The sequence below is a fragment of the Microbulbifer sp. JSM ZJ756 genome, assembly GCF_044383805.1.
GTDB lineage: Bacteria > Pseudomonadota > Gammaproteobacteria > Pseudomonadales > Cellvibrionaceae > Microbulbifer > Microbulbifer zhoushanensis.
In genome coordinates this window covers 174176-188328 of sequence record NZ_JBISER010000007.1, presented here as the reverse complement: position 1 = coordinate 188328, position 14153 = coordinate 174176, and the positions used below count along the sequence as shown (strand labels likewise).

General features: G+C 63.2%; 10 protein-coding genes. 5 read left to right on the top strand and 5 right to left on the bottom strand.

Going from position 1 to position 14153, the window contains the following annotated elements:
* The first annotated feature begins 47 nt into the window (after window positions 1-47).
* Together ACH6CX_RS12875 and ACH6CX_RS12870 are read left to right on the top strand one after the other, a co-directional pair.
* Window positions 48-836, top strand: coding sequence for a 3-hydroxybutyrate dehydrogenase (locus ACH6CX_RS12875; RefSeq protein ID WP_232939894.1), 789 nt, complete (start codon window positions 48-50; stop codon window positions 834-836).
* A 42-nt stretch (window positions 837-878) separates the two neighbouring features.
* On the top strand, window positions 879-1499 hold the full coding sequence (locus ACH6CX_RS12870; protein ID WP_232939895.1) for a response regulator transcription factor: 621 nt from the start codon (window positions 879-881) through the stop codon (window positions 1497-1499).
* 208 nt (window positions 1500-1707) lie between these two features.
* Here the strand turns inward: ACH6CX_RS12870 and ACH6CX_RS12865 are convergent, their stop codons facing one another.
* From ACH6CX_RS12865 to ACH6CX_RS12855, 3 genes are all read right to left on the bottom strand, one after another.
* Complete coding sequence (locus ACH6CX_RS12865; RefSeq protein WP_396675516.1) at window positions 1708-2643, bottom strand: alpha/beta hydrolase; 936 nt, start codon at window positions 2641-2643, stop codon at window positions 1708-1710.
* Window positions 2630-3856: an MFS transporter gene (locus ACH6CX_RS12860; protein WP_396675515.1), complete on the bottom strand. Its 1227-nt coding sequence runs from the start codon at window positions 3854-3856 to the stop codon at window positions 2630-2632. Before ACH6CX_RS12860 ends, ACH6CX_RS12865 begins: the two co-directional genes overlap by 14 nt.
* A gap of 172 nt (window positions 3857-4028) precedes the next feature.
* Complete coding sequence (locus ACH6CX_RS12855; RefSeq protein WP_232939898.1) at window positions 4029-7418, bottom strand: PAS-domain containing protein; 3390 nt, start codon at window positions 7416-7418, stop codon at window positions 4029-4031.
* 234 nt (window positions 7419-7652) lie between these two features.
* Here ACH6CX_RS12855 and ACH6CX_RS12850 point away from each other — a divergent pair, with 234 nt between their 5' ends.
* Window positions 7653-9860, top strand: coding sequence for a TonB-dependent receptor (locus ACH6CX_RS12850; protein WP_396675514.1), 2208 nt, complete (start codon window positions 7653-7655; stop codon window positions 9858-9860).
* 647 nt (window positions 9861-10507) lie between these two features.
* Here the strand turns inward: ACH6CX_RS12850 and ACH6CX_RS12845 are convergent.
* Complete coding sequence (locus tag ACH6CX_RS12845; RefSeq protein ID WP_232939900.1) at window positions 10508-11020, bottom strand: hypothetical protein; 513 nt, start codon at window positions 11018-11020, stop codon at window positions 10508-10510.
* Between the two features lie 86 nt (window positions 11021-11106).
* On the bottom strand, window positions 11107-12543 hold the full coding sequence (pyk, locus tag ACH6CX_RS12840) for a pyruvate kinase (protein WP_334078462.1): 1437 nt from the start codon (window positions 12541-12543) through the stop codon (window positions 11107-11109).
* A 184-nt stretch (window positions 12544-12727) separates the two neighbouring features.
* Between pyk and ACH6CX_RS12835 the strand changes: the two genes are divergently transcribed.
* Window positions 12728-13201: an META domain-containing protein gene (locus ACH6CX_RS12835; protein ID WP_232939904.1), complete on the top strand. Its 474-nt coding sequence runs from the start codon at window positions 12728-12730 to the stop codon at window positions 13199-13201.
* 185 nt (window positions 13202-13386) lie between these two features.
* Window positions 13387-13878: an META domain-containing protein gene (locus tag ACH6CX_RS12830; RefSeq protein ID WP_334078461.1), complete on the top strand. Its 492-nt coding sequence runs from the start codon at window positions 13387-13389 to the stop codon at window positions 13876-13878.
* The last annotated feature ends 275 nt before the right edge of the window (window positions 13879-14153 follow it).

Here is a 14153-nt window from a genome sequence, read left to right as displayed (position 1 = left end):
GATTGCTCGGTAGGGCCAGGGCGACGGCATAGCCGCGGGAGTTTTCTGTGCAGCGGAATAATAAGAAACCAGCCCTGATTACCGGTTCCACCAGTGGTATCGGCCTGTCCATTGCCCACAGCCTGGCCCGAAGCGGCCACCCCATCATGCTGCACGGCCTGGTGGATCGTGCAGAGGGGGAAAGGCTGCAGCGGGAATTCAGCGAGACGTACGCTATCGACAGCGGTTTCAGCAACGCGGATATTGCCTCGGAGAGTGGTTGCCAGGAGCTGGCAGCAGACACCCGCGAGGCCCTGGGCAATCCCGGCGTGCTGGTGAACAATGCCGGTATCCAGCACACCGCCGCCAGCCATGAATTTCCCAGTGATGCCTGGCAAAAAATCATTTCTGTAAACCTCAGTGCCGCCTTCTACCTCGCCCGGGAAGTGTTGCCCGATATGCGGGCCGCTGGCTGGGGCCGGGTAGTCAATATTTCCTCCGTGCATGGCCTGGTGGCCTCGGCGGAGAAGGCAGCGTACTGCGCCGCCAAACACGGACTGATCGGCCTGACCAAGGTGATGGCGCTGGAGAATGCCGATTGCGGTGTTACCGCCAATGCGGTCTGCCCCGGCTGGGTGGAGACGCCGCTGATCCAGCCCCAGATCGAGGCTATCGCCCGGGAAGAGGGGATCGACCTGGACCGGGCGCGGGCGCAACTGGTGGGCGCCAAGCAACCCATGCCCCGCACCACACGCCCGGAGGCGATTGGCGAGCTGGTGGTTTACCTCTGCGGAGAGTTCGCCGAAACCATTACCGGCGCCTCCCTGCCAGTGGACGGGGGCTGGACCGCGCAGTAGTATTTCCGGCACCCGCACAATAAAGTTAAATCAGGGTGCCCTGTGAGTTACCAACTGCTGATTGCCGATGACCATCCCCTCTATCGCGACGCGCTCGCCGCAACCCTGACGCGGCAATTCCAGTCCTCCGCGCTGCTGCAGAGCGAGGACCTGGATTCGACCCTGGCCCAGCTCAACTCCCACGATGTCGACCTGCTGCTGCTGGACCTCAATATGCCCGGCAGCGAGGGTTTCAACGGCCTGGCCCAGGTGCGCCACGATTTCCCCGCGATCCCGGTGGTGGTGGTTTCCGGCAGTGACAAAAACACGGTGATCCAGCAGGCGGCCAGCCTGGGCGCCAGCGGTTTCCTGTCAAAGACAGCCCGGCCGGAGGAAATTGCCCGCTGTATCGCCGCGGTGCTTGAAGGAGAGCAGTGGTTCGATGAGGAGGTGCTGGCCGAGCCCTGCCAGGACGGCCTGGGCCAGCGGCTGGCGCTGCTGACCCCCCAGCAGCTGCGTATCTTTCACATGATTGCCCAGGGCCAGCTGAACAAGCAAATTGCCTACGAGCTCGACATTACCGAGCCCACCGTCAAAAGCCACGTCACCGCCATCCTGCGCAAGCTGGAGCTGCGCGACCGCAAACAACTGATCCGCGAGGCGCAGGGGCTGACCCAGCTGTAGGGAACCTGCTCTCGACGCCGGCAGGCAAGAGAAATCAAGTTACGCCCGTTTTCCCTGTAGGGGCGGACCTCGTGTCCGCCCGGCCACAGTGCACGGCCACAGGACCCGGGCGAACACAAGGTTCGCCCCTACGGTTTATTCGCATTGGATTTACAGCTCACTCCGTAGGAGCGGCCGCTGGCCGCGACCGGGCACGCCTGGGTCTGGGCTATGACAGCCCGTGCACAAACTCCGCCGTATGGCGGTAGAAGCGCGCACAGGCATCCGGCACCAGCGCCTCCATATTCAGGAAGGCGTGGATCATGTTATCGAAATGCAGGCACTGTGCCTCCACGCCGGCATCGTTGAGCCGTTTTACGTAGGCAATCCCCTCATCCCGCAAGGGGCAGAACTCCGCGGTGACAACCAGGCTAGGCGGCAGGTTGGCGGTGAACTCGCCATAAAGGGGGGAGCACTGGCTGCGGTTCTCCGCCCCCTGGAAATAATTGTCGAAATACCAGCCGATCTTTTCCTTTTCCAGCAGGTAACCGCTGCCATTCTCCACAATGGAGGGCAGCTGCATGGTGTAGTCCAGGCTCGGGTAAATAAGCACCTGGCCGGCCACATTGTGGCGCTCGTGCTGTAGCAGGCGGCAGGCGCTGGCGGTCATGGCGCCGCCGCCGGAATCGCCCACCAGGATCCAGTGGCCATTGTGGGCGATGCCCTTCCGGTCCAATGCCGGGCCGGCACCGCGCACTACGGTCAGCAGGTCTTCCACACCGGCCGGGAAGGGGTTTTCAGGGGCCAGCCGGTAATCGACAGAGATCACCGTACGCTCGCAGGCAGCTGCTATGCGGCGGCAGATGGGATCGTACACGGTCACACTGCCGGCCATATGGCCACCGCCGTGGCTGAAGATGATTGCCGGCCCGGGGGACATTGTTTCCGGCTGGTAGATCCGCACCGGCACATTGTAATGCTTGCCCGGCACCACGGTTTCGCACACGGCCATATCCGGGCCCGCCTCGACGAAGCCACGGGTCAGGTTGGCCAGCCCCTCGCGGGCAGTGATGGGCGTGGGCTCGAAGCCCGCGGCCTTCAGCTGTTCCACCTGGGCATTGAAGCCCTGCAGCCACTCCTCCAGTTTTGCATCAAGCTGTCGCATTTTCCTCACCACCCTCTTCATTCACGGCTTCTGTTTTTTCTTCGCTAACCCCGCGGCCGGACTCCGGCAACAGGAACGAGAATATGAACAGGGATGCGGAGCAGGCCACGGCAAAGTAGGCCGCCAGCGCTGGCTCGCCACTCATGTCCGCCAGTAATCCCGCGGCGTAAATCAGCAGGGTCGCGATCAGGTAAGAGATAGACCAGAACATGGCGAAAGTGACGGTGATACGCCCCGGCGTCATGCCCGGCAGTTCCTGCGGCAGCGTCACCAGCGCGGTCATGGGCAGGAACATAAAGAACCCTGCCAGCGCCGCCGCGGCATAGGCAATCACCGGGTTGCGACTGGCCAGCATCAGGGCGGCGAAGATCACCAGCGCCAGCCCCGCGTAACGCAGCACCGGCAGGCGCAACGGGTAGCGTTTGGTGACGATAATACCGGCCACCGTGCCCACCATACCGGCGGCGATCATCACTGCCGACAGGTGGCTGCTGGCCACGGCAAAGCCGTCAATCAGGGGAAACAGCGAGAAGACCGCGATGTAGCAGGTCAGCACGCCGCAATAAGCCAGCGGCAGCCACCAGTTGAATCCCTCCCGTACCCCCTCGCGCAGGCCATATTTTTCCACCGGCGCATCGCCGGGGCGGTTGCCATCAGGGGAAAAGTTCTCTGCCGCCAGCCACCACAGCAGGGCCAGTGCCACCACCATGATGCCGTACAGGCCCACCACCGACTCCCAGCTCCCCAGCCAGGTGGTCAACGCACCCGTGGACAACAGCGCAAGCAGGTTGCCGGTATTGAAAGCGGCCGCGTTGATCCCGTTGACCAGCGGGCGTTCCTCGGCGGCAAAATAATGCAGTACCACCGGGTTGAAATAGACAATGGCCAGCGCACCACCCAGGCCCAGCGCCAACCGCGACAGCAACCAGCTGCTGTAGTCACCGGCGAAAGCGCCGATGCCACCGGCAGCAATCAGCAACATGGCCAGCGTGAAAGCGCGCTTGGCACCCAGCCGCACCAACACCATGGCCGCCGCCAGGTTGCCCACGATCTTGGCGATGGTGATCATCAGGCTGCCCCAGGTGGCGTTGGCAAAGCCCTCCTCGCCGAATGAGGCCTGGATCTGCGGCGTCAGCATCGCGCCGGAGACCCAGGATGCGGCGAACAGCGCATAGGCGCTGAACATCAGAATTTCCAGCAGGTATTTTTTCATTATTTTCGGTACCTCGTTGTTGTCATCATCGCCCCCGGCAGATAAAAGGGGATTGCCGTAGGAGCGGCCCATGGCCGCGATCTGGCTGCGGACATGCCATCCGGAAAATCGCGGCCATGGGCCGCTCCTACAGGGTTCTTCCGGATAGACTGCGCGTGACACCTGCCCGCCGCTATACGACCTTGGTCGCAGGGCCCTCGCCGACTGCCCCCGCCAGGTCGCGCTGGCGCGCCTGCAACAGGGCCCGCAATGCTGCCGGGCGCAGGGGTTTCTGCAGGAACTGCCAGCCGCGCTGCTGGGCACTGGCCTTCACGGTATCGGTATTTTCCGCGGAAATGATCACGCAGGGCACGGTGGTGCCCCAGTACTCCATCAGCTCCCGCGCCAGGGCGATCCCGTCGCATTCGTCGTCCAGGTGGAAGTCCATCAGCAACAGGTCCGGTTGCGCCATGGCCAGCGCCTCTTCGCGGCCCAGGGCGCAGCGCAGCTGGCAACCCCAGCCGCCCAGCAGCGCCTGCATCGCCTCGAGGATGGCGGGTTCATTGTCCACGCACAGCACATCCAGGTTGAGGCTGCGACCCGCGGGGCGCGCCGCAGCCGGGATCACCTGGCCACCGGTGACCGGTTGCGCCTGGGGCAACAGCACCCGGAAAACGCTGCCATGCCCGGGGGCGGAGGACAGGCTGATGGGCGATTCCAGCAACCGGCACAGCCGCTCCACCGTGGCCAGGCCCAGGCCATAGCCATGCTCGCGCTCGACGCCACCGAGACGACAGAACTCGCGGAAAATATCCCGCTGCTGCGAGGCCTCGATACCACTGCCGGTATCCCACACTTCCAGCGAGACGCCGCTGCCGCGGCGGCGCACCGCCAGCAGCACGCCACCCTCACGGGTGTACTTCACCGCGTTGTCGAGCAGGTTCTGCACCACCCGCCGCAGCATTTTCTCATCGGTATGTACCCAGGCATCGCTGGGGCGATAGCGCAGCTGGATACCGCGAGCCTCGGCGGCCAGGCGCGCCTGGGCCACCGCGTCGTCGAGAATCCGGTCCAGCGGCACCGGCTGGATCTTCGGGTGAATGTCCCCGGCGTCCATACGCGCAATCTGCAGCATATCGGTGATCAGCTGTTCCGCCGCGGCCAGGGCGCTGTCGGCCCGGGTCAACAGGCGACGGCTGTCCTGGTCCAGCTGGCGCGCGGAGAGGGCATCGAGGAACAGGCGGCCGGCATTGAGCGGCTGCACCAGGTCGTGGCTGGCCGCTGCCAGGAACCGGGTCTTGCCGGCACTGGCGGCGTGCAGCTCGCTGTTGAGCTGCTCCAGCTCGGCGGTGCGCGCCGTCACCTTCTGCTCCAGGGAATCCCGCACCTCGGTGAGTTCCGCCAGCGCATTCTGGTAATCGGAAACGTCGGTGTAAGTGGTTACAAACCCGCCGCCCGGTAACGGATTGCCGCGGATCTCCAGTACCGTGCCATCAGTGCGGTGCCGCTGTACACGGTAGGCCGTGCCCGCACGCAGGTGGTCGACGCGCTTCTGTACATGCATCTCCACCGCCCCCGGCCCGCACTCGCCGCGACTGGCGTTGTAGCGCACCAGTTCGGCCACCGGCTGGCCCACATAGATCATTTCCTGCGGATAGCGGAACAGCTCCACATAGCGCCGGTTCCAGGCCACCAGGTTGAGGTTGGCATCCACCACCGAGATGCCCTGGTCGATATTGTCGATGCTGCTCTGCAGCAGGCCGCGGCCAAACTGGTAGATGGCCGAGGCCTGCTCCAGTGTCTGCGCGCCATCCTCGCTGCCCAGCGGCTGGCGCACCAGGCGCCGGGCACTGGTGGAGCCGACGATCCCGGCCAAGATCTTCTCCACCGTTTCCCGATAGACGTCTGCGGTGGGCTCGGTTATCCCGGGACCGGCCGCACCCGGCGCACCGGTTTCAATACCGCTGAAGGTGCGGGCGGCGGCATCGTCACCGACAAACCGCGCCAGCAGGGCCCGCAGCCGCTCCCGGTCCACCGGCACCTCGGCGCCGCCGCGATGCAGCGGTCGCCAGCGGTCCAGCAGCACCGACACCAGCAGCAGCACCAGCATATTCAGGCCCAGGCCGAACAGGGCGGCAATCGACAGCGGGTTCCAGGCCAGTCCCAGCGCCGCGGATACCAGGTCATTCCCGCCCAGGGCCGCCGGCAGCGCCGACAGGGACCAGACGGCGGCACCAACTGCGAGGCCGGCCACCACGCCGCCGGCGCGCAGGCGCGGCCAGTGCCCCGGCCAGCACACGGCCGCCAGCATCGAGGGTGCCAGCTGGGCCACCAGCGCCAGGGACAGCAGGCCAAAGGTACCCAGCCGCACGCCGGCGTCCATGATCTCGTTGAAACCAAAGGCGGCCAGCATGATCACCGCAATGATGACCCGCCGCACCCGCCGCAGGTCGGAGCCCAGTGCGCCCTGGCCGGCAGCGCCCGCCTGAGCCCGCAGGCGCTGCAGCCAGAAAGGCACCACCAGCGTATTGGCAATCATGGTAGACAGGGCGATGGTGGCGATGATCACCATGCTGGAACCGGCCGAGAGCCCGCCCACGAATGCGAACAGGGCCAGCGCCGGCGAGCCGCTCTGCAGGGGAATGCCGAGCACGAAGCGCTCCGGGTTGGCCTGGCTGTCCGGCAGCCACAACAGGCCACCGTAACCCACCACCAGGATGGCGGCGGACAGGATCCCCAGGTAGAGGGGGATCAGCTTGCGCACCGGGCCGATATCCCGCTCGCTGTCACTCTCGATCATCAGGATATGGAACTGCCGCGGCAGGCAGAACATGGCGGCCATCCCCAGCACCACCACCGCCAGGAAGCCGGTGTCCGCGGGCCGCTGGCTCTCCAGGCGCGCCGCGCGCTCACTGGTCAGCGCCTCGCGCACCAGGTCCGCCGCACCGTCGTAGGCACCACCCAGCACGAACCAGGCCACCGCCGCGATCGCGCCGATCTTCACCAGTGCCTCGAAGGCCACCGCCAGCAACATGCCATTGCGGTGCTCGCTGCTGTTGATATGGCGGGTGCCGAACAGCAGGGCGAAGGCGCCGAGGGTGACACTGACCAGCCCGGTCACCACGGAGGAATTGAGCTCCCCGCTGTCCCCAAGGAACAGGAAACTGTCCGCAACGGCACGTAACTGCAGGGCCAGGTAGGGCAGAATGGCCACGAGGGCGAGCACTGCGACCGCCGCCGCGAGCCAGGCCGAACCGCCGAACTGCGCGCTGATAAAGTCGGCAATGGAGGTTGAGCCCTGCTGCTTGGACAGCCTGACAAACCGGGCCAGCAGCGGCGCGCCGAAAACCAGCATCAGGGTGGCACCGACAAATGTGGGCGGCACCAGCCAGCCTTCCTCCACCGCCTGCGCCGGGGTACCGAAGAACATCCAGGCACTGGTGTAGGTACCGGCCAGGGCGAGCATCAGTGGCTTGAACGGGCGGATACGCGCCGCCGGCAGGCGGTCACCCCAGAAGGCAATGGCAAACAGGAGCAGCAGGTAGGCCAGGGCCACGGCTGCCAGTGTGGTCAGGCTAAACAAACGCGCACACCTAATCGTTTTTGTTTATTCTTTTTAACTGCCCGCGCTGGGCGGGCAGTTGCGACCGCGGGGTATTCCCGCCGGTTTCGTCAAACCTTACCCCAGCCAGTGACAGTTGTCCTCCACCCGCAGCTGTAACCGCGTCATACCTTGGTCTAACAGGCAAGTGGGCCATGAGCGGATACAGTGGAACCATCGATAAAAACCATAAATTGGTGAATGGAGAGTGCCACGATGAGAGCAATAAAATTCCACCCCCTGGCCGCCGGCGTAATGCTGGCCTGCGGCGCCACCTTCAGCTACGCCCAACAGCCGGCGCTGGAGGAAGTCACCGTGACCGCGCAGAAGCGTGAGCAGTCCCTGCAGGAAGTTCCGGTGGCCGTGACCGCGATCAGCGAAGACGTGCTGATGCAGAACGGCGTCAGCGACCTGACCGATATCCAGAAGCTGTCCCCGAACACCACCCTGCAGGCCAGCCGCGGCACCAACTCTACCCTGACTGCCTATATCCGCGGCATCGGCCAGCAGGATCCGCTGTGGGGCTTCGAGCCGGGTGTTGGTATCTACGTGGATGACGTTTACCTGGCTCGCCCACAGGGCGCTGTACTGGACATCCTCGACGTTGAGCGCGTGGAAGTCCTGCGCGGCCCGCAGGGTACCCTGTACGGCAAGAACACCATCGGTGGTGCGGTCAAATACGTCACCAAGAAGATGACCGGTGACCCGACCCTCCGTGTCAGCGGCGCCCTGGGCAGCTACAGCCAGACCGACCTGAAAGTGGCCGGCTCCACCGCCATCGCCGACGGCGTCTACCTGGGTGGCGCCATCGCCAGCTTCCAGCGCGACGGCTATGGCGAGAACGTCATCACCGGGGACGAGCAGTACAACAAAGACGTGGTCAGTGCCCGGGCAGCCCTGGAACTCAACCCGTCGGACAACCTCTGGGTGCGTATTGCCGCAGACCAGACCACAGACAAATCCGCACCCAAGCACGGCCATCGCTTTGCCCCGGGCCTGGCTGGCGAGCCGGTGCTCGATAGCGTCTACGACACCCAGTCCAACATGCTGTACGACAACCTGGTGGAAACCAGCGGTGCTTCTGTTACCGCCGAGTGGGACGTCTCTGACAGTGTCACCCTCAAGTCCACCACTGCCTACCGCCAGGGTGAGACCGAGACCGCCATCGACTTCGACAGTGTCAATCGCCCGGACTTCGATGTGCCGGCCTACTACGAGGACGACCAGACCTCGCAGGAATTCCAGCTGAACTGGACCGGTACCAACTCCGACCTGGTAACCGGCATTTACTACTACACCGGTACCGCCGCCGGTGCCTTTGACGCAGTACTGGGTTACCTGAACCTCAACCCGGACCCCGCCAACCCGATTCTTCCGGTAGGCCTGACCCAACAGGTTGCCGGTTCCGTTGATACCACCAGCCTGTCGGCCTACGCCCACTACAACTGGAGCTTTGCTGCCGACTGGAACCTGAGCCTCGGCGGTCGCTACACCCGTGACGAGAAAAATGCAGAAGTATTCAAGGGCAACTTTGCCGGCACCTACAGCCCGCTGTTCGCCAACAAGTACAAACCCGGCGGCGACCCGGCGATCTTCCTTGGCGCCCTGACCGACTATGAAAACAGTGACAGCTGGGGTGAGTTCACCCCGCATATCGGCATCGACCACCAGATCGACGACGACACCATGGTCTACGCGACCTATAGCGCTGGCTTCAAGAGTGGCGGTTTCGACATGCGTGGCGATGCCAGCCAGCTGCCGTCAACTGTTGACGGCTTTGACCCGGAGACCGTCGATACCTATGAATTCGGTGTGAAATCGGATCTCTTCGACAATCGCCTGCGCCTGAACGCCGCCGCATTCCGCGCTGACTACAAAGATATGCAGGTAACTGTTCAGCAGTTCGTCGAAGGTGGTGGCTTTGCCAGTGCCGTGCTGAACGCCGGTGAGGCCCGGATCCAGGGCCTTGAACTGGAAGCAACACTCGCCATGACTGACAACCTCATGGCCAACCTGGCCCTGGGTTACGCTGATACTGAATTCCTGGAATTCATCACCGGCGGCGTGGACGTATCCGATCAGCGCGACCTGCAGAACACCCCGGATACCACCGCGATGTTCCAGCTGAACTATTCCCTGCCCTTCCAGAGCGGTGCGGAACTGGTCATCAACCCGACCATCTCCTACCGTGCCGATACGCAGATTTTCGAAACACCCAGCCTGCTGGACCAGGAGGCCTATACCCTGGTGGACATGACAGCCACCTACTACAGCCCGGACAGCAGCTGGCAGCTGGGCCTGGTGGGCAAAAACCTGGCCGATGAGGAATACCGCATCGCCGGTTACGCCTTCGGCGGGCCTTTCGATACCGGGTTCTACGGTGCCCCGCGCACCATCGCCCTGACCGGCAGCTACAACTTCTAACCTTTCTTCTCACAGGAACTTTTCTCTCGGGGGAGCCGGATTGCTCCCCACGCTCCTTGAGCATACGACTTGCCGCGCTCCTTTCGGAGCGCGGCTTTTTTGTTTCTGTACCTCCCGTCCATCCTGGCACCGACGCTTACCGATATCCTGCCTTCCGGGTGATTACGTACGATTCCTAGCAGGGGCGGACCTTGCGTCCGCCCGGCCGGCTACTGGGAAAATATCACCTGCAGTGGGTTGGCCACGGGATCGCGGGCTGTGCAGGAAAAGGGCGGACACGAGGTCCGCCCCTACAGGTTTGACGAAAGGCCCGGCTGATGTGATCGGCGTGGCTTTGCACAAATTGGCGCCGCAAGCCTCACATTGACACCTGGTTCCCCTAGGCTGTCAGGAGATGCATTGTTTTTCCGACTGAAAACCCGAAAACACGAGGTATCTGCGGTGCAGAAATTAGGTTGTATTCTGCTAGCAGTGGCCTTGGCGACAGGAGTTGCCGGTTGTGCCAGCACGACCGCGCCCGAGGGATCCCCCAGAGCACTGAGCCTGAACGGCCAGAAATTTCACTGTGTGGAACAGGAGCTGGAAACCAAAACGCTGGTGCGTTGCGTGCGCTCGTAAACCGGTCGCGCCGGCGCAGGCACTCCAGGCTACTGGTCCGGCTCGCATTGCATACCGACCAGGAATACCGGCAACTGGCGCTTGCCCGCGTAGCCGATAAAACCGCCCGGCTCTTTCAGGAAGAAAAACCAGCCGGCGCGATCATTGCGACAGGCAAATACCCTGGTGCCCACCAGCTTTTGCCAGTGCCCGGTGCCGGCAAGCCTGAGGATCTCGCGGGCTCGCGCTTCGCTGTCGATGGTCCTGGCAATACCGGAACACTGCTCGAAGATCGGCTTGCCATCGAAAAGCACCTGCGTTTCCTCGGTATACAGGTTACGTAACTGGAAGCGACTGCCCTCACGGAAGAAGGCCGCAGCCAGGCGCCTGTGGGAGGCATCGCTGGCGATTACACCTACCGCCGGGTCTCCCTGGCAGGAGAGTGAAGTATGCCCGGTGGGCTTCGCTACCGGTGCACCGGGGGAAGCGCACCCGCCTGATATTGCAATTGTTACTGCGAAAGTGGCGAGCACGCCGGCCCGCACGATATTTCTGTTCAGCATTGCTGCGCCAGTTTCTGCTATTGCCCGGTACAGCCTTAACTATACGATTTCCCCCTCGGGTAATGAAAGCCGCCCGGGCATCGGTATTACTCCACCTGCATAATACGCAATGTATCGGTACTGCCACCGACGTCCTGGTGGTAACCGCGGGAGACCAGTGCAAAATCCCCGGGCTTCAGGAACCCTCGCTGCTTGAGGTGGCGGATTGCCTGTTCATCCCGGGCCATCGCATCCAACCCCTCGACCTGCATGTGTACCGGATCCACCCCCCGGTAAAGTGCCACCCGGTTACAGGAAGACTGGTGCCGGCAGAAGGCAAAGATGGGAATATCCGCGCGCACACGCGACATCAGCAGGGCAGTGTTGCCGGTTTCGGTCTGGCAGATGATGGCCTTGATATCCCGGCAGTGGTTGGCGATGGTCATCGCCGCCATGGCGATGCACTCGTCGCCGGCGGGATAATTATCCTGCATGACCCGGGGCGGCCGGCGCAGGACCCGGTGCTTTTCGGCCCCCAGGATCACCTCGGCCATATGCTCGACGGTATCCACCGGGTAATCCCCCGCCGCGGTTTCCGCCGACAGCATTACAGCATCAGTGCCGTCCAGCACCGCATTGGCCACGTCGCACACTTCGGCACGGGTGGGCACCGGGCTGGAGATCATCGATTCCATCATCTGGGTGGCAGTGATTACCACCCGGTTCAGGTAGCGGGCGCGCTTGATCAGGTATTTCTGCACCCCCATCAGTTCGGCGTCGCCAATCTCAACTGCAAGGTCGCCCCGGGCCACCATGACTGCATCACTGGCCAGGATCAGCCGATCCAGGTTTTCCTCGTCCGCTACCGCTTCGGCGCGCTCGATCTTGGCGACGATATGCGCCTGCCCGCCGGCGGTGCGCAGCAGCTGCCGCGCCTGCTGGATATCATCGGCATCGCGGGGAAAGGACACCGCCAGGTAATCGACCTCCAGCTGCGCCGCCAGCTCGATATCGTGGCGATCCTTGGTGGTCAGTGCCGGCGCGGTAAGCCCGCCACCGAGCTTGTTGATGCCCTTGTTGTTCGACAACCAGCCACCCACCTCGACCCGGGTGTGCACCACATTGTCGACCACGGTTTCTACCGCAAGGCGCAGGCGCCCGTCGTCCAGTAACAGGATATCGCCCGGGGCGCAGTCGGCGGCCAGCTCCCGGTAGTCCACCGATACGCCAGTGCCATTACCGCCCCCGGACTGCCATTGTGGATCCAGGGTGAAGGCAGTGCCCTTTTCCAGGTGAGCCCGGCCTTCACTGAATCGCCCCACCCGGATCTTCGGACCCTGCAGGTCCCCGAGTACAGCCACATGCCGCCCCTGCCGTGCTGCTTCGGCGCGGACCTCATCGGCGCGGCGGCGGTGGTCGCTGTCCTGGCCGTGGGAAAAGTTGAGACGCACGGTATCCACACCGGCGCTGATCAGGTGTGCGAGCACGTCGGCCTTGTCGGTAGCCGGGCCGAGTGTCGCGACAATTTTTGTACGTCTGAACATGGTGAAGCCGGGATCCCTTGGTTCCAGTTCCATTCCAGCTGGGGGCGTGTAACACCCTGTAAGCATAGCTTGTCGCCGAAATCATCCGGACCGGCGGCAGTGGCATCGGGCAGGGACTAAGCTTGGCCATGGGCGCAGGGAAGTTGCGCCGCCTTTTTGCATGCGAGCATGGAGCGATACGGTTATGAGTAGACTGGCGCAATTATGGCTGGCGGGACTGGCCATTGTGGTGACCGGTTGTATCGGCATCGGCACAGACGAACCCCAGGTGACCCAGAGTGCCGGCAGCCTCGGCAGTGTCTGCGGTAACCGGTGGGAACTCAAGCGCCTGCGCCTCAATGGTGACATGGTGTCGGTCGAGGATACCGGCCGCTTCACTTTCCTGTGCAACCGGGAAGGCAACGTGATGGGCAAGAGCGGCATCAACACCTACCGCGGCTCCCTGCAGATTACCGATAACGGGCTGATCCTCTGGGACACTTCCAGCTTTGCATCCACCAAGATGGCCGGGCCGGAGCCACTGATGCAGCAGGAAAACCAGTTCCTGCGCGCGCTGGCCGGCACCCGCCAGGCTTTTACCAAGTCCGGAGGCAACCGCCTGATCCTGCGCGACCCGCCGGGGGATATCTACATCGAGTTCGTCAAGGCGGAAATCTGACCCCCACAAACCCTGACGTGTAATCACACTGATAGATCCCGTCACCTTCAGTCCTGCAAAGTGCTGTGACGGGGTACTGTCCTTAACCGGGCCACAGCCTTGAACTGGGTCACAGTCTTGAACTGGGACACAGTAACCCAGGCCGATATTCGCTTAAATACCGGAAAAACAACGAGTTTCCCGATATGGTGAATCCCCGCCTGCCAATACTGACCGCCTGCCTGCTGACCCTTGCCAGCGCCCTGCACGGCTGTGGCCTGGCGGGCAGCGAGGATATGGCAGGGAGCCTGGAACCACGCTCTCTCTGCGGGCAACCCTGGCTACTGAAAAGCCTGAAGGTGGATGGCCGGGAGCATCGTACTGGCCTGCTGTGGCGCAAACTGATGCGGGAGCGCCCCTACTTCACCTGCGATGCACTGGGGTATGTTCGTGGTAACTCCGGTTCCAACCCCTACACTGGCCGGCTGTCCCGCTCCGGCGACCAGCTTTCCTGGCCGAAAGCCCCCGCGGTTGCCCCGATGATCGACCTTCGCGACAGCAGCGAACTGGAGCAGGATTTCCTGCTGGCCCTGCCGCAGACCGAGCGACTGTCGTTCGATGGCGAGCTGTTGATTCTCGAGGGAGCTGCAGGCGCAACCAGGCTGGAATTCCAGCCCGCGGAAACCCCGCCACCCTGAACCCGCGCGGACGGTTACCTGGCCAATACCGGGGAATAAAAAGAAAGCGGCCCGCAGTGGGCCGCAAGCGCGATTTACGCAATCAAGATGATGAGAGAAGATCAACGAAGCCTGCACCACCCACACGACCTTGACGGTGCGGCCGGTCAGCCATTCGCTGGAAAGGGATAATAGGCCGGAAAAATTACAAACAAATTAAATCCCCTGAAAACTCCCTGCCCACATACGCCCAGCTCTTTATTTTTCCCAGAATCTCTCCCAGGTAAATATTTATC